This is a genomic window from Mycobacterium shimoidei, from assembly GCF_900417275.1.
GTDB lineage: Bacteria > Actinomycetota > Actinomycetes > Mycobacteriales > Mycobacteriaceae > Mycobacterium > Mycobacterium shimoidei.
In genome coordinates this window covers 3,645,345-3,660,520 of sequence record NZ_UEGW01000001.1, presented here as the reverse complement: position 1 = coordinate 3,660,520, position 15,176 = coordinate 3,645,345, and the positions used below count along the sequence as shown (strand labels likewise).

16 protein-coding genes are annotated in these 15,176 nt (G+C 65.7%); 10 read left to right on the top strand and 6 right to left on the bottom strand.

Annotation, left to right across the window (positions count from 1 at the left end; all coding sequences use genetic code 11):
* The first annotated feature begins 25 nt into the window (after positions 1–25).
* The 6 genes from MSP7336_RS17660 to MSP7336_RS17635 are packed head-to-tail and all read left to right on the top strand — an operon-like array spanning position 26 to position 7,114.
* The gene (locus MSP7336_RS17660; RefSeq protein WP_113964233.1) at positions 26–2,107 is read left to right on the top strand and encodes a heavy metal translocating P-type ATPase; all 2,082 of its coding nucleotides are present in this window, start codon (positions 26–28) and stop codon (positions 2,105–2,107) included.
* On the top strand, positions 2,108–3,712 hold the full coding sequence (locus MSP7336_RS17655; RefSeq protein WP_069397485.1) for a class I adenylate-forming enzyme family protein: 1,605 nt from the start codon (positions 2,108–2,110) through the stop codon (positions 3,710–3,712).
* Positions 3,699–4,472: a class II aldolase/adducin family protein gene (locus MSP7336_RS17650; protein WP_069397484.1), complete on the top strand. Its 774-nt coding sequence runs from the start codon at positions 3,699–3,701 to the stop codon at positions 4,470–4,472. Before MSP7336_RS17655 ends, MSP7336_RS17650 begins: the two co-directional genes overlap by 14 nt.
* A 5-nt stretch (positions 4,473–4,477) precedes the next feature.
* The gene (locus MSP7336_RS17645; protein WP_069397483.1) at positions 4,478–5,746 is read left to right on the top strand and encodes an amidohydrolase family protein; all 1,269 of its coding nucleotides are present in this window, start codon (positions 4,478–4,480) and stop codon (positions 5,744–5,746) included.
* On the top strand, positions 5,743–6,291 hold the full coding sequence (locus MSP7336_RS17640) for a class I SAM-dependent methyltransferase (RefSeq protein WP_069397514.1): 549 nt from the start codon (positions 5,743–5,745) through the stop codon (positions 6,289–6,291). The genes MSP7336_RS17645 and MSP7336_RS17640 overlap by 4 nt, the downstream gene beginning before the upstream one ends.
* A gap of 28 nt (positions 6,292–6,319) precedes the next feature.
* A complete protein-coding gene (locus MSP7336_RS17635) occupies positions 6,320–7,114 on the top strand; it encodes an MOSC domain-containing protein (RefSeq protein ID WP_113964232.1) in 795 nt (264 codons plus the stop codon).
* A 16-nt stretch (positions 7,115–7,130) separates the two neighbouring features.
* Here MSP7336_RS17635 and MSP7336_RS17630 read toward each other — a convergent pair whose 3' ends face one another.
* Genes MSP7336_RS17630 through MSP7336_RS17620 form a run of 3 tightly spaced genes read right to left on the bottom strand, consistent with a single transcriptional unit; the run spans position 7,131 to position 9,301 of the window.
* A complete protein-coding gene (locus tag MSP7336_RS17630; protein ID WP_069397481.1) occupies positions 7,131–7,574 on the bottom strand; it encodes a nuclear transport factor 2 family protein in 444 nt (147 codons plus the stop codon).
* Complete coding sequence (locus MSP7336_RS17625) at positions 7,567–8,676, bottom strand: DUF1214 domain-containing protein (protein WP_113964231.1); 1,110 nt, start codon at positions 8,674–8,676, stop codon at positions 7,567–7,569. The genes MSP7336_RS17630 and MSP7336_RS17625 overlap by 8 nt, the downstream gene beginning before the upstream one ends.
* A gap of 49 nt (positions 8,677–8,725) precedes the next feature.
* Entirely contained in the window at positions 8,726–9,301 is a 576-nt protein-coding gene (locus MSP7336_RS17620) for a TetR/AcrR family transcriptional regulator (RefSeq protein ID WP_069397479.1), read from the bottom strand.
* A gap of 28 nt (positions 9,302–9,329) precedes the next feature.
* On the opposite strand from MSP7336_RS17620, the gene MSP7336_RS17615 reads away from it, so the two are divergent.
* On the top strand, positions 9,330–10,577 hold the full coding sequence (locus tag MSP7336_RS17615) for a sulfotransferase family protein (RefSeq protein WP_113964230.1): 1,248 nt from the start codon (positions 9,330–9,332) through the stop codon (positions 10,575–10,577).
* Positions 10,578–10,583: 6 nt separating this feature from the next.
* On the opposite strand, the gene MSP7336_RS17610 is transcribed toward MSP7336_RS17615, so the two are convergent.
* Complete coding sequence (locus tag MSP7336_RS17610) at positions 10,584–11,159, bottom strand: glycoside hydrolase (protein WP_069397477.1); 576 nt, start codon at positions 11,157–11,159, stop codon at positions 10,584–10,586.
* Between the two features lie 242 nt (positions 11,160–11,401).
* On the bottom strand, positions 11,402–12,418 hold the full coding sequence (locus MSP7336_RS17605; RefSeq protein WP_113964229.1) for a DNA topoisomerase IB: 1,017 nt from the start codon (positions 12,416–12,418) through the stop codon (positions 11,402–11,404).
* Positions 12,419–12,536: 118 nt separating this feature from the next.
* Between MSP7336_RS17605 and MSP7336_RS17600 the strand changes: the two genes are divergently transcribed.
* On the top strand, positions 12,537–13,094 hold the full coding sequence (locus MSP7336_RS17600) for a hypothetical protein (protein WP_069397475.1): 558 nt from the start codon (positions 12,537–12,539) through the stop codon (positions 13,092–13,094).
* A gap of 39 nt (positions 13,095–13,133) precedes the next feature.
* On the top strand, positions 13,134–13,562 hold the full coding sequence (locus MSP7336_RS17595) for a type II toxin-antitoxin system Rv0910 family toxin (RefSeq protein ID WP_069397474.1): 429 nt from the start codon (positions 13,134–13,136) through the stop codon (positions 13,560–13,562).
* 20 nt (positions 13,563–13,582) lie between these two features.
* Here the strand turns inward: MSP7336_RS17595 and MSP7336_RS17590 are convergent, their stop codons facing one another.
* Positions 13,583–14,194 (bottom strand): TetR/AcrR family transcriptional regulator, encoded by a 612-nt coding sequence (locus tag MSP7336_RS17590; protein WP_181786831.1) that lies wholly within the window; start codon positions 14,192–14,194, stop codon positions 13,583–13,585.
* A 103-nt stretch (positions 14,195–14,297) separates the two neighbouring features.
* Here MSP7336_RS17590 and MSP7336_RS17585 point away from each other — a divergent pair, with 103 nt between their 5' ends.
* Complete coding sequence (locus tag MSP7336_RS17585) at positions 14,298–15,161, top strand: maleylpyruvate isomerase N-terminal domain-containing protein (protein WP_181786829.1); 864 nt, start codon at positions 14,298–14,300, stop codon at positions 15,159–15,161.
* Positions 15,162–15,176: the final 15 nt, after the last annotated feature.

Genomic DNA, 15,176 nt, shown 5'->3' with positions numbered 1-15,176 from the left:
ATACCCCCTGTGGGTACATGGCTGTATGACTGCTCACCATGACAACGGTCACGCCGCGCTAATGGAAGCGGACGGCCACGCACACGCCGACCATGCCGGTCACGACCACGGAGACCATGTCGCGCAGTTTCGACGGCTGTTCTGGGTGATGCTGATACTCGCGATCCCGACCGTTGCGCTGTCAGGGATGTTCGCGATGATCATCGGCTACACGATTCCGGCGTTTCCGGGCGTGGCTTGGGCGTCGCCCGTCCTCGGCACCATCATCTACTTCTGGGGCGGCGCGCCGTTTTTGACGGGAGCGATCAGCGAGATCCGTTCCCGCGCACCAGGAATGATGCTATTGATCGGCTTGGCGATCACTGTGGCGTTCGTGGCGTCGTGGGGCGCGAGCCTCGGCGTGCTGAGCCAGCAGCTGGAGTTCTGGTGGGAGCTGGCGCTGTTGATCGTCATCATGCTGCTCGGGCATTGGCTGGAGATGCGGTCGCTGGCGCAAACCACGTCAGCGCTGGACTCGCTGGCGGCGCTGTTGCCCGACGAAGCCGAGCGCATCGAGGGTGACACCGTGGTCACCGTCGCGCCCGGCGAACTGCGGGTGGGTGATCTGGTGATTGTGCGTCCGGGTGGCACCGTCCCGGCAGATGGCATCGTGGTCGAGGGCGTCGCCGAACTCGATGAGTCCATGGTCACGGGTGAATCGCGCCCGGTGCGTCGCTCAGCCGGTGACAACGTGGTCGCCGGCACCGTTGCCACGGACTCCGGATTGCGGATCGAAATCAGCGCCGTCGGCGACCAGACGACGTTGGCGGGGATCCAGCGACTGGTCGCCGAAGCGCAGAGCTCGTCGTCACGGGCGCAGCGGCTCGCCGACATCGCCGCCGGCTGGTTGTTCTGGTTCGCGCTGGGCTCGGCCGCCGTCACGGCCGTCGTGTGGGGCATCCTCGGTCACCCGGACCAGGCGGTGACCCGGGTGATCACCGTGCTGGTGATCGCTTGCCCGCACGCGCTCGGGCTGGCCATCCCGCTGGTGGTTTCCATCGCCACCGAACGGGCCGCCCGCGGCGGCGTGCTGGTCAAGGACCGGCTGGCGCTGGAAAGCATGCGCACCGTCAATGTGGTGCTGTTCGACAAGACCGGCACCCTGACCAGAGGCGAGCCGACCGTCACCGATGTCATCGCACCAGCCGGTTCAGCAGACGAAGTGCTGGCCGTGGCGGCAGCCGTCGAGTCCGACAGCGAGCATCCGCTGGCCCGCGCGATCGTGGACGCCGCCCGGCGGCGCGAGTTGTCGGTGCCCAACGCGAGCGGCTTTGCGTCCCGGCCGGCCGTCGGCGTGACCGCCACCGTCAATGGCCGCGCCGTGCACGTCGGCGGCCCGTACATGCTGGCCGAACAGAACCTCGACGAGTTGCCGCAGGTGCAGCCGTGGCGCGACGAGGGTGCGATCATCTTGCACGTGGTGGCCAACGGCGCGGTCATCGGGGCGCTGAAGCTCGCCGATGCGGTGCGGGAGGAGTCCGCGCAGGCCGTCAATGCCCTGCACCGGCTCGGTGTCCGGGTTGCGATGGTCACCGGCGACGCCGAAGGGGTAGCGCACGCGGTCGCCGACGAACTGGGCATCGACCGCGTCTTCGCCGGGGTGCGCCCCGAGGACAAGGCCGGCAAGGTCGTCGAGTTGCAGCGCGAGGGCTTCAAGGTGGCCATGGTTGGCGACGGTGTCAATGACGCGCCCGCGCTGGCCCAAGCCGACGTCGGCATCGCGATCGGCGCCGGCACCGATGTCGCGATCGCTTCCGCGGGTGTCATCCTGGCCAGTTCGGATCCGCGTTCGGTGCTCTCGGTCATCGAACTGTCCAAGGCGGCGTACCGCAAGATGAGCCAGAACCTGTGGTGGGCAGCCGGCTACAACCTTCTCGCGGTTCCGCTGGCGGCCGGTGTGCTGGCCCCGGTGGGTTTCGTGATGCCGATGTCGGTGGGCGCGATCCTGATGTCGCTGTCGACCATCGTCGTCGCGCTCAACGCGCAGCTGTTGCGGCGGCTGGACCTGCGCCCGGATCGCAGCGTGTCTTCGTTGCAGCCCGCGGCGACGGTTCAAGGCGGTGGGTGAGTGCCGCAGCGGCATACCGTGAACTCGCCGGCGTTCACCGCCGAGGAGTCCGCCCGCTACTACGCCGCCGGCTGGTGGTCCGATACGACGCTTTCCGACGTGGTACGCCACAACGCCCAACACACACCGACCCGCGTCGCATACATCGACCATCCCGACAGGTCACTGACCTGGGCTGAATTCGACTGCGCGGCAACCAAACTTGCTGAACAGCTAACTGGAATCGGGATAGCGCGCGGCGACCGAGTGGCGGTGTGGCACGGCGACGCCGCCGCCATCCACGTGCTTCTCGTCGCGATAGAACGCTGCGGAGCGGTCGCCGTCGGCATCGGCGCTCGCGCCGGCACCCGGGAGGTCGGCGCGATCTTGGGCGGCACCCAGCCCAAGCTCCTGATCAGCGATCACCAGCGCAGCGGATCCGCGGCAAGCGTCGCCGCCGAATCCGTGGTCATGACCCACGACGACGCCGGAGTGCGCTTGAACGTCGATGCGGCACCCGCGGCGCTGCCAGCCGACGCCGGCCTCGGGCCCGACGATGTGTTCCTTCTCAACTCCACCTCGGGAACCACCGGGCTGCCCAAGTGCGTCGTACACACCCAGAACCGATGGCACTACTTCCATCAAAAAGCCGTCGCCAACGGCCGGCTGACCACCGAGGACGTCTTCTTGCCGGCGATCCCGACGCCGTTCGGGTTCGGGATCTGGACCAGCCACACCACTCCGATCTACCTCGGCTCCACCGCGGTGATCCTGGACCGATTCACCACCAGAGCCTGCTGTGAAGCGATCGCCCAGCACAAAGTCACCATATTATGTTGTGTCAGCACGCAATTGACGATGCTGATGGCTGACCCGGCACGCCGCGACTATGACCTGAGCTCGCTGCGGGTGGTGTTTACCGGCGGGGAAGCGTTGCCATATCGCCCGGCTGCCGAGTTCGAGGAACTCACCGGCGCCAAGGTTCTGCAGTTCTACGGCTCGAACGAAACCGGACTGCTCAGTGGGACGACGCTCGAAGATTCGCTGCACCACCGACTGCGCACCGGCGGCAAAATCGTGCCGGAGATGTCGGTCCGGCTCTTCGACGGAGATCGCGACGTCACCGCGAGCGGGCGGGGCCAGCCGGCCTGCCGCGGTCCGGCCACCAGCCTCGGCTACCTCGACGGCACCGACCACGACAAGCTGTTCACCCCCGACGGGTGGATGCGCATGGGCGACATCTGCGCCATCGATTCGGATGGCTACCTCAGCGTCACCGGCAGAACCTCCGACTTCATCCTGCGCGGCGGCAAGAACATCAGCGCCGCCCAGGTCGAAGACGCCGTGATGACGCATCCGGCGATCGCCGTGGCCGCCGCAGTCGCCATGCCCGACCCGGTGTTCGGTGAAAAGGTCTGCCTATACGCCGAACTCGTGGATTCGCACACCATCGACCTTCCCGGCCTGATCACGCATCTACTGTCGCTGGGAGTTTCCAAGGAACTGCTGCCCGAACGGCTCATCGTGGTCGACGAACTACCCCGATCCTCGGGAGGAAAGATTGCCAAAGGCGCGCTCCGCGACGATATTCGAGTCAGGATGGAGGGCAACCATGAACGCTCCTAACGCGCGGCCCGGCGGACTGGAAGTCTGGGCTCCCTCGGTGGTTCCGCCGATCGGAGTCGAGCTCACCAACGAACAGGCGCTGGCAATAGCCTTCCGCCACCTTGCCGCCATCGGGTTCGCCGAGAACATGGCCGGCCACATCACCTGGCAGCTCGACGGCCAGACGGACATGCTGGTCAATCCGTGGGGACTGTGGTGGCAAGAACTCACCGCCTCGGACATCTGCGTGGTGGACAGCGAAGCGCGGGTAGTCCGCGGCCGGTGGGACGTGACCCCGGCGATTCACATCCACACCGAACTGCACCGCGTCCGCGACGACGCCCGCGTGGTCATCCACAATCACCCCTACCATGCGTGCGTGCTTGCCGCGTTGGGCAGGCTGCCCGAACTGGTCCACCAGACCGGTTCGCTGTTCCTCGACGATTTGTGCCTGGTCGACACGTACGACGGGGAAATCGACAGCGCCGGCCGCGCAGCGGATCTCGCGGCGCAAATCGGTGAAGCGAACTTGACCATCTTGGCCAACCACGGCGTCATCGCGACCGGTCGCACCCTCGCGCAGGCTGTTTATCGAGCGGCATCGATCGAACGGGTCTGCAAACTCGCTTACGACGTCATGCTGACCGGTCAAGAGCCGACGAAGATGAACTGGTCGGACATGGCGGGCATGCAGGCGTCGCTTCTCGAGCGAGCCGCCGACGTGTATTGGGCTGGGGCAGCGCGGATGACCATCAAAGCCGATCCCGACGTGCTCAGGTGACACAAGTGAAATCGATCGACGAGCTGGCCAGCAACCTGAACTTCACCACCGCCAAAACCGGTGCCGAGCGGTCGGTCACCTTTCTGCCCGACCCGCCGCGGGCGAAGAGGCGCTACACGCTGATTTCCGTCGACGACCACATCGTCGAACCGCCGGACACCTTCACCGGACGCCTCCCGCGCAAGTTCGCCGACCGCGCACCCAAGGTCGTCGACGCCGACGACGGTCGACAGACCTGGATTTATGACGGGCAGGAACTTCCCAATGTCGGGTTCAACGCCGTGGTCGGCCGGCCGGTTTCCGAGTATGGTTTCGAGCCGGTTCGCTTCGACGAAATGCGCAGGGGCGCCTGGGACATCCATGCCCGCATCAAGGATATGGACCTCAACGGTGTCTACGCGTCGCTGAACTTCCCGTCATTCCTGCCCGGGTTCGCCGGCCAACGGCTCCAACAGCTGACCTCTGATCGCGACCTGGCATTGGCATCGGTCCGGGCCTGGAACGACTGGCATCTCGAGGTATGGGCGGGGTCCTATCCGGACCGGATCATCCCGTGTCAACTGCCCTGGCTGCTGGATCCCGAACTCGGCGCGAAAATGATCTACGACAACGCCGATCGCGGATTCCGCGCTATCACATTCAGCGAAAACCCGGCGGCGCTGGGGCTTCCGAGCATTCACTCCGGTCACTGGGATCCGATGATGGCGGCGTGCGCCGAGACCGGCACCGTGGTGAACCTGCATATCGGTTCGTCGGGTTCGTCGCCGTCCACCACCGAGGACGCGCCGCCGGACGTGCCGGGTGTGCTGTTTTTCGCCTACGCCATCTACGCGGCGGTCGACTGGCTGTACTCCGGTCTGCCCAGCAGGTTTCCCGAACTGAAGATCTGCCTGTCCGAAGGCGGGATCGGCTGGGTGGCAGGGCTACTGGACCGGCTCGACCACATGCTCAGCTACCACGAGATGTATGGCACCTGGCAGGAACTGGGTGAAAGTCTTACTCCCGCAGAGGTTTTCACACGTAACTTCTGGTTCTGCGCAGTGGAAGACCAATCGTCGTTCGTACAGCATGACCGAATCGGCACGGAAAACATCATGCTGGAAGCCGACTATCCGCATTGTGACTCCACCTGGCCGCACACCCAACAAACCATCCATGAACAGATCGGAGATCTGCCGGCGGACGTGATTCGTCAGATCACGTGGGAGAACGCGTCGCGACTGTATCGCCATCCGGTGCCGGTCGAAATCCAGCAGGATCCGGAGGCATTCTGACCGACCGGGACCGCGCCCGCTGGGACGCGAAGTACACGGCCAGCGGACCGCCGGCAGGCGACGCAATAGGCCCACCCGAGGCATTCACCGGCTTCGCCGACATGTTCCCGACGACGGGGCAGGCGCTTGATCTGGCGTGCGGGCAAGGGTTGACAGCGGTCTGGCTGGCCCGTCGGGGAATGGCGGTGTGGGGACTCGACGTCTCCGCGGTGGCGATCGACCAGGCGCGGGATCTGGCCCGGGCCTGCGGCGTCGACGACCGGTGCCGGTTTGAGGTGGTCGACCTCGACCACGGCTTACCGCCCGGCCCGGCGGTGCAGGTAATCGTGTGCAACCGATTCCGGGACCGCCGTCTCGATGCGGCGATCATCCGGCGCCTGGCGCCCGGCGGCCTATTGGCGATCACCGCGCTGAGCGAAGTCGGGGCGGCGGCCCCGGGGCCGTTTCGAGCCGCCGCCGGCGAGTTGACCGCGGCTTTCGGGCAGCTCGATGTGATCACAGCAGGGGAAGGCGGCGGCGCGGCCTGGCTGCTGGCGCGGCGCTGAGCGCATACTGACAACCGTGACAGGCCAGATGCGGGTCGACAGTTTGCGCCGCTATCCGGTCAAGTCGATGCTCGGCGAGGTCTTGACGTCCATGTTTGTCGACGAACGCGGCGCGGCGGGGGACCGGCGGCTGGCTCTCGTCGACGCGGAGACCAACCGAGTGGCCAGCGCTAAGCAGCCCCGGTTGTGGCGCAGGCTTCTGCAGTTCACCGCCAGCGGCGGCGACGGCGACGGCGTGTGCATCCGGCTGCCCGACGGAGCGAGTGTGGCCGCCGACGATCCGGGCATCGACGATCTGCTTTCCGAATTGGTGGGACGGCCGGTCACCTTGGTCAGCAAGCGGCCGCAGGGCGCCAGTCTGGAACGCCCCGACCCCGAGAAGGTGCTGGAGCTTGGCGAGGACGCAGACATTGCGGGTCAGATCCTCGAGATCGCCCAGGCCACGCCCGGCGACTCGTTCACCGATCTCGCTCCGCTGCATGCGATTACGACGGCCACCGTGCAGCACATCGGCACCGAGGCACTGCGCTACCGGCCCAACCTGGTGATCGCCACCCCGCCTGACTACCCGCCCTACGCCGAAAACGAGTGGGTGGATAGGGACGTGAGCGTCGGTGAGACCCGCCTACGCGTTTTGAAGCCCACGTCTCGGTGCGCGTTACCCACGCTCGAGCATGGCTCGTTGCCGCGCGCCCCTCATGCGCTTCGCACGCCGGTTGCCGAGAACCGGGTGGGACCGGCGAAGCTGCCGTGCGCCGGGGTTTACCTGAAGGTGTTGGTAGAGGGCACTATTCATACCGGCGACCCGGTCGTCTTGCACTAGCGGCTGGCAGACGCGTTCAGAACTTAAGGTGCTGGCTGACGTCGCCGACCTGGTCGACGAACATGATGCGGGTGTCGAACCACCAGGTGCCGTCCAGCCGCTGGAAGGTGTCCTTGTAGCGCCCGGTGACAATCACTTGCAACGGCAAGTCGGGGGTGGCTTGCGTGACGCAGTAGTACGAGGTGCTGCGCGCGGTCCCGGCCGCCTCATCGATGTGCAGCTGCACATTGCTGGTGTTGTGTTTGGTCTTCGGGGTGCCGTCTTCGTAGATACGAGTGGCCATCTCGTACATTTCCCGCACCCTTGTCGGGCCGGCGAACACCGTTTCCGGCGGACCGTTCTCCACGCCGCAGATGCGGCCGTGCTCGAAAAGCCGTGCTACACCGTCCAAATCACCGCTGTCCAAGAGCTCGGCGTAGGTGTAGATCAGATTGGTGATCTCGATGGCGCTGTCACTCATGTGTCACAGCCGTCGGCGCGTCGGACAGCTTCACCACTTTCGCTTCCGGCCGGGCGGGCACCGCATCGGCAAGAAACCAACGAAACGCCAGATTTCCGCGTGGATAGTCCAACGTCGTCAGTGAATTCGGGTGCGAGGTCATGCCGCGGGACATGACGATGGTCACCGTCCCGTCGGTGTTGAGGACGGCGCTGTGCCCGTTGATCGAACTGCGTGCGTCGGTCACGCAGTGGGTGGCCATGAACTGGTTCCACACCACCAGGTTCCAGAACCTGCACGCGGGCGGACGGTGGGTGACCACCAGCGCCTCATCCTCGGCCAGCACGAAGCTGCCGTAGGCGTAACACGCGTCGCGCGCCGACCAGCCGAAGTTTGCGTCAGGCACCTGATAAGGCTCCGCGAATTGGTTTGCAACATGGGCTACTTCGTGACCAAGCGCATGCTTGTCATCGACGCGCACCCCGACGGCGAGCGGCACGATCGCGAACATGGTGCGCAGCCAGGCGGCGCTGGCGCGCAACGCCGCAGCGGTCTCGGCATCGCCGTGCCGTATCGGGTCGGGCTCGTCGAGCGCCTCGATGCGCCAGGTCACCGGGCGGCCGGTCAGCGGGTCGGCCTGATAGTCGCGGGTCATCAGCACCGCGGCGTCCGGCGTCGGCCCCAGCTCGAAGGAGAAGTTGCCCGCCGCGTCGATGTCGAGATCGTCGTCGCGTACGATCGCCACGATCCGATCCGACCAGGCCCCGGGCGAAGGCTCGTTGTAGGCGGTCAGCGAGAAGTACACACTGTCACCCTTGTTGCCGCTGATGCGGTAGCGGCGCTGGGGATCCACCGGGCAGATGCTGTAGTAGGCGTCGGTGTTGTCGCCGCCCCAGCGACGATCACGCCGAAACGGCGTGTTGACGTCGACGAACATCGGCCGGCTCGGATCAGCGAACAGATAGGTATCCAGCGCCACGCCCAGGGTGGTGGCGAGCATCCGGTAGCCGTCGGCGACGTGGCGCTCGTCGGTGACGGCACGATCGCCCTCCAGAAACGACCGATCGAGGTCGCCCAGCGTGTCCAGCAATTCATGCCACGCGGCGGTGGAGTTGTGTTTCATGCGCCGCTCCTTCTCATCGCTGCGCTCTGCATCGTCGCCGGCGCGTGTTTCATGCGGCGATTCCTCTCGTGATGAAAGCCGAGGTGCGGTCCACCCAGGTGTCGTCGAGCGCGTCGCCGCGGGTGAGCAGCGCCAGGAATGTGGTGCCGGCGACGGCCTCGACCACCTCGGCGGCGGTCACGTCGGGGCGTGCCTCCCCGCGTCGAACGGCGTCCTGCAGGCGCTCGGTCAGACCGCGCGACAGGATGCCGGCGAAGCGTTCCAGCAGCGCCGAGTGCAGGGTCAAATCGGCGGCCATCTCGCCGACCAGGCCGGGCAGCGCCGCCCGGGCGGCCGGGGTGGTCAGAACGGCCGCGGTGCGGCGCACCATCTCCCGCACGTCACCGGCCAACGATCCGGTCTCGGGCAGCGTGGTGTCCTCGTCGATCGGGAACACCGCCTCGTGCACCAGATGCGCCTTGCCGGGCCACCGCCGGTAGATGGCCGGCTTGCTGGTGCCGGCCCGTCGCGCGATCGCATCCACCGACAGCTCGGCATAGCCGGTCTCGCCCAGCAGCTCGACCGTCGCACGCAGTACCGCGTTGTCGATGCGTTTGTCGCGAGGTCGGCCAATTTCCGTCGTCATTACGGAACTCAAAGTAACATAAGTCGCCGTGACCGACACGACCACCAGCCTCGTCCACCTCGATGACCTGGCCGAACCCCGCTTCTCCCCGGAGATCGAGCAGATCCGCCAGCTAATGGCGGCGATGGCGCCGGATTGCGACCTGGATGCCGAGGCGCTGCACGCCAAGGCCACCGCCGAGACCGATCTCGATGATTTCGGGCCCGATGACTATCGCGAGCGCCTCGATGTGTACCTGGCGGCGCTGCATGAGATCCCCGACCTGCACGGGCCGGGCATCGTCAACATGCACGCGCAATTACTGCAATGGCTCAAGAACCGGCTGCTGCTGACCGACCTGCTGAAGCGGCATCCCGAAATCGAGGACATCGAGCTGGCCCCGCCGGTGGTGATCGCCGGCCTGCCCCGCACCGGCACCACCCACCTGCACAATCTGCTCGCCGCTGCCGGCACCTTCCGCACGCTCCCGTACTGGGAAAGCGTCGAGCCGTTCCCGCTGCCAACCGAGGTCGGTGTCGAACCCGATCCGCGCCGAACCCGAATGGACGCCGCCGTCGAGTTCATGAACGCGGTGATGCCGCACTTTCGGCTGATGCACGAAATGACCACCGACCATGTGCACGAGGAAATCCAGCTGCTGGCCAACGCCTTCTCGTCGATGCTGTTCGAAACCCTCGCGCACGTACCCCGGTGGCGCGACTATTACTTGGCCCACGACCAGACCCCGGCCTATGAGTACCTGGCCCTTCAGCTCAAAGCGCTGCAATTCCTGCGGGGTGGGCGTCGCTGGCTGCTCAAGTCGCCCCAACACCTCGAGCAGTTACCCGTGCTAGATCGGGTCTTTCCCGGTGTGGTCGTGGTGTGTACCCACCGCGACCCCGTACCGGTGGTTTTGTCGATGGTCGCAATGATCACCTACTCGGCACGGATGCATCGTTCACCGGTGCCGGTCAACGAAATCGCGGCGTCGTGGGTCGACCGGCTCGACGCGATGCTGGCCGCGCTGGTACGCGACCGCGATCTCATTTCACCGGAGCGCTCGGTTGACATTCGCTTCGACGATTTCATGGCCGACGAGCTTGGTGTCGCCGAACGCGTCTACGACCTCGCCGACGAGTCGGTTACGCCCGAGGCGCGTGCGGCGATGACCGACTATCTGGCAGGTCACCGCCGCGGCCGGCTCGGCCAGGTCGCGACGTCGGCCGAACTGTTCGGACTTGATATGCGCGACCTGACCAGTCGCTTCACCTCGTACACCCAGCGCTTTCTGCAGTGAGGGCGGCTATACCTCCATGCCGGGTTGCATGCCGGCCGGCTCGTCGGCCGGTGCCGGATCATCCTGCGGTGCAGGTGCTTCCGCGTCCACTGGCTCAGCCGGGGCCGGGTCTGCTTCCGGGGCAGGCGGTTCCGGTGCGGGTGGTTCCGGTGCGACAGCATCGGCCAGAACAAAGCCTTCCGCCGGCGGCGGGGCATCCTCCATCGCGGCGGGGTCGACCGGCAAGAACATGTGGTGGGTGAACTGCGGCTGGTAAGCGCCGCCGCCACCGATTCGCACGCCGCCGCCTTCACCGCTGGAAACCGGGGTGCCGTCGGGCAGCGTCGCCGCGGTGTGGTGGCTATTCCAGCCGATCACCAACGCGCCCGGCGCGGTGCCGTACTGGAACCCGCGCGCCAACAGTGCGGCTTCCTCGTTGCCGGTGTTGAACCTGCTGCCGAAAACCGGTCGGTCGGTGGCCGCATTAGCGACCCAGGAAACCAGACCGGAACAATCCGTTCCGGCAGGCGAATCCCCACCCCGGACATACGGGGTGCCCGAAACCTGCTGAATAAGGGTCATCAGCGTTGCTAACACAAACATGGGGCGCGACGCTAACAACAGCTAGCAGGGGCAATCAAAATTTGTGAAGCCCATCACTTTTGGTGCCAAATCATGATCTGGGCTACACTGACAGCGCTAAAACTGCTGGTGGCGAAAGATGTTCAGCTGACCTGTGATGCCGTATCGCTCTTATCGTTTCGCTTCCGAAATCGCGAACGTAATGCAGATCACGATTATTCGCAAATTGCTTGCGCGACCGACGGCAGTTGCTGATTCAATTATCAACCGCGGTCAACGCGTTTGATAATCCGCGCGGTCGCCCGCTCGAGCAAGTGCTGGCGTCCCAACGCGGTTCGCTCGCGCTTGACTCGACGCAGGGCGGGAGCAATCGTGATCCCTTGCTCATATGCCGTGACAACCCGCGGGTCCACATACGAGCCGCGCGCTACGGCGGGTGTGTTTCCCAATTCCTCGGCCACTGCCCGCATCACCGCCGCCTCTTCGCGGCGGCGGGCGGTTTTCGACGTGGGCTCGGAGGCGGTCGCGAAGGCCTCCGCGGCCAGCACTGTGCCGTGCCACGTCCGTAAATCCTTGACGCTGAATTCGTCACCGACGAGCTCACGGAACCGCGAGTTGAGATCGTCGGCGCGCACCTCGTGCCAGCCGTCCGAGGTTCGGTAGACCAACAGACGGGGGATCCTGGTTTCGGCGCGCAGCAATGACCGGACCGCCCGGATGATTAACGGATCATCCAGCGAAATCGCCTGTCGTACACCGCTTTTAGCCGGATAGTCGAAGGCCACGCTGTCCCGGTGCACTTGGACATGGTCGCGCAGCAGCGTCGCCAGCCCGAAGCTGCCGTTTTCTTGTGCGTATTCCTCTCCGCCGGCGCGGAAATAGCCTCGATCGATCAGGTGCTGGGCCACGGCGAGAACGCGGTCGCGTCCCAGACCACGGCCGCGCAGGTCGGCGATGATTCGGGCGCGCCAGTCCGGCAGACATTTCGCCAGCGTCAACGTCCGGTCGTATTTCTCCTCGGCCCGCTCGGTCTGCCACTTTTCGTGGTAGAGATACTGGCGGCGTCCGGCGGCGTCGGTGCCCACGGCCTGAATGTGGCCGCTCGGGTGCGGACAAATCCAGACGTTCTTCCAGGCCGGAGGAATCACTAGTGCTTCGATGCGGGCCAGCACTTCTGGGTCGTCGACCGGCTCACGCTGTCCATCGATATAGGAGAATCCGCGGCCACGCCGAACCCGCCGAAATCCCGGGCCGCCGACGGTACTTCTGCGCAGCCTCATCGGGCTGGCTCCCTGTTCACAGCGGTGGTTTACCCGCGGCGCGAAGCGGCGACACCATCGAGGCGACACGATCGGATCAGCGGTCGACGCAGACCAGGACGTGAGACGGTATCAACCTATGCAGACCTTCGACTACATGACCTACGAAGATTTCGGGCGGCTGTTCTTCGAGGAAGCCGTGACCGAAGAGCGCGTTGCGCAAGCCTTCGCGCAGGTCTCCGGCAGCGAGTTCGAGATGGAGCCGATTGCTCAGGGACCGGGCAAGATCGCGAAGGTCAGCGCCAAAGTCAAGATCCAACAGGCCCAGGTCAAGCGGCACGTCGACGACCTGATCACCTTCACGATCCACATCCCGCTGGCGATCGACCTGTTGGTGGACCTCCGGCTGGACAAGCAGCGGTTCTTAGTCGACGGTGACATCGAGTTGCGTGCCGTCGCCCGCGCCGCCAAGCCGCTGCTGGTGGTGGTCGAAGTCGCCAAGCCCCGGTCTTCCGATATCACCGTCCAGGTCTCGTCGAAGTCCATCCGTGGTGAGGTGTTGCGCATCATCGCCGGCGTCGACGGCGAAATCCGGCGGTTCATCGCGCATTACGTCGCAGAGGAGATCGATTCCCCGCAATCACAAGCGGCGCAAGTCATCGACGTCGCCCAACAACTCGGTGAGTGGGGCAGTTAGACGGTTTACCCTGTCGGCGCAACCGGGTATGGACCCCAGATGGCACGAGTAGATGTCTCGACGTCATCTGACCTTGAGCCGGAATCGGCGTGGAAGCTGGCTTCGGATCTGCACCGCTTCCAGGAGTGGATGACGATTTTCCACGGCTGGCGCAGCGAGGTTCCGACCCACATCGAACAGGGCACCACGGTGTCGTCGTGCATCAAGGTGAGGGGATTCCGCAACGTCATCCACTGGACGGTCACCCGCTATGACGAGCCGCACGAGGTGGAGCTAAAGGGCCGTGGCCGCGGCGGGATCCGCATCAAAGTGAAGTTGACGGTCACCGCCGAGGATTCGGGGTCGAGGTTCGATCTGAGCGCCGAGCTCAAGGGCGGGGTGCTCAACGGGCCGGTCGGCCGGCTGGTCGCCCGCGTGCTGCAATCCGACATCCGTAAATCCGTGAACAACCTTGCCGCGCTGCGCTGACCGCGTCGTGGCGTGAGTGCTCAGGCTGGGGTGAAGCCGTTGAGCAACGCGCGCATGGATTGCGCCACGGCATGTCGCGTCGCGACAGGATCCGCCGAATTCGCGATCAGCATGGCGCCGCGCGTCAACGCGCCCAGCAGCAGCCGGGTGATGGTTTCGGGATCATCGACGCGCAGCGTGCCGGCGTCGGTCGCGGCCCGCAGCGCTTCGACGATCACCGCGAAGGCATAGCGCTCGTCCAATTCGGTGTAGCGGGCCAAGCCGAGCACAGCGGGGCCGTCGAGAATCAAGATGCGCTGCAGGTCCGGTTCCAGGATTGCGTCCAAAAACGCGTCGAAGCCGCGGGCCAGCTCGTCGAGTTCGTCGGACGCATCTTGGGCGGCCTCCATCGACGCGCTCATCAGCTCGGTGTGCGCGTGCTCGAAAACGGCCTCAAAAAGTGCGGTCTTGGTGGGGAAGTGGTGGTACAACGCGCCGGTCGTGACCCGGGCGGTGCGGGCCAGATCCTCCACAGACGTCTGACGAAAACCGTTCTGCCCGAACAATTCCCGGCCAGCGCGGATCAGCGCGTCGCGCGTCTGAGCCACCTGCTGGGCGCGCAGCGACGACGGCTGTGGTGTCGATTCGGACATGCTCTTGCTCCCTGCACGAAGACCGCACCAGCCTATTGACATAGCAACATTATGTGGAATAGTAGCATTATCTCAGGTCGCATCCCGATGGAGGTCGTTTCCGATGACAACTGTCCCCGTACTGCCCGCAGGGCCGGTCGACGAGGTCCGCCGCGCCGATGCCCGTACCAGGGCCGCCTTATATCACGCCGTAGAACGCACGGCCCGGCTGTGGCGCAGCGTCGACGATCCCGCGGCGCCGGTGCCCGGGTTGGCCTGGACCGCCGGCGAGGTGGCCGCCCACGTAGTCGGCGATATGGGCGAATACGCCGCGGCACTGACCGCGCACGTGGCCGGCAGCGCGTCCGTCACCGAGCTGCCGGACGGGTCACCTGCTCGGCTGCGGACCGCGGTGAACGCCGGCCATCTCGACGAGGTCCGCGAACGTGACCCGCGCCGTCTGGCCGACATGCTGGAGGAGACGGCCGCGAAGTACCTGGCCGTGGCCGCCGGGCTCGACCCGTCTGAGCACTCCGCGATCCTGACCGCCGACAGCCTGGTGCTCGAACCGGCAGTCATGACGTGTCTGCTGCTCGGCGAGCAGTTGGTGCACGGGCTGGACATCGCGCGCGCGGCCGGCCGGCGATGGGTTATCAGCCGCGAGGACGCACTGCCCGTGATACCCGCCGTACTGGCGCTCACGCCAAAGTACTTGCGGCCGTCGCGAACCCAGAATCTGCGCGCCAGCTTTGAGTTGCGGATGAGCGGCGGCGGACGCTATCGGATCGCAATCGACAACGGTGCCGGCACCGTCACCACGGCAGGCGAGAAGGCCGACTGCGTCATCACCGCCGACCCGGTCACCTTCCTGCTGCTCGGTTTTGATCGCGTGCCGCAATGGCCGCAGATCCTCCGCGGCAGGCTGCGGGCCGGCGGCCGCAAGCCTTGGCTGGCCGCAAAGTTCGCCACCTTGCTGGCCAGTCCGTGACCGAAAGCGGCGACG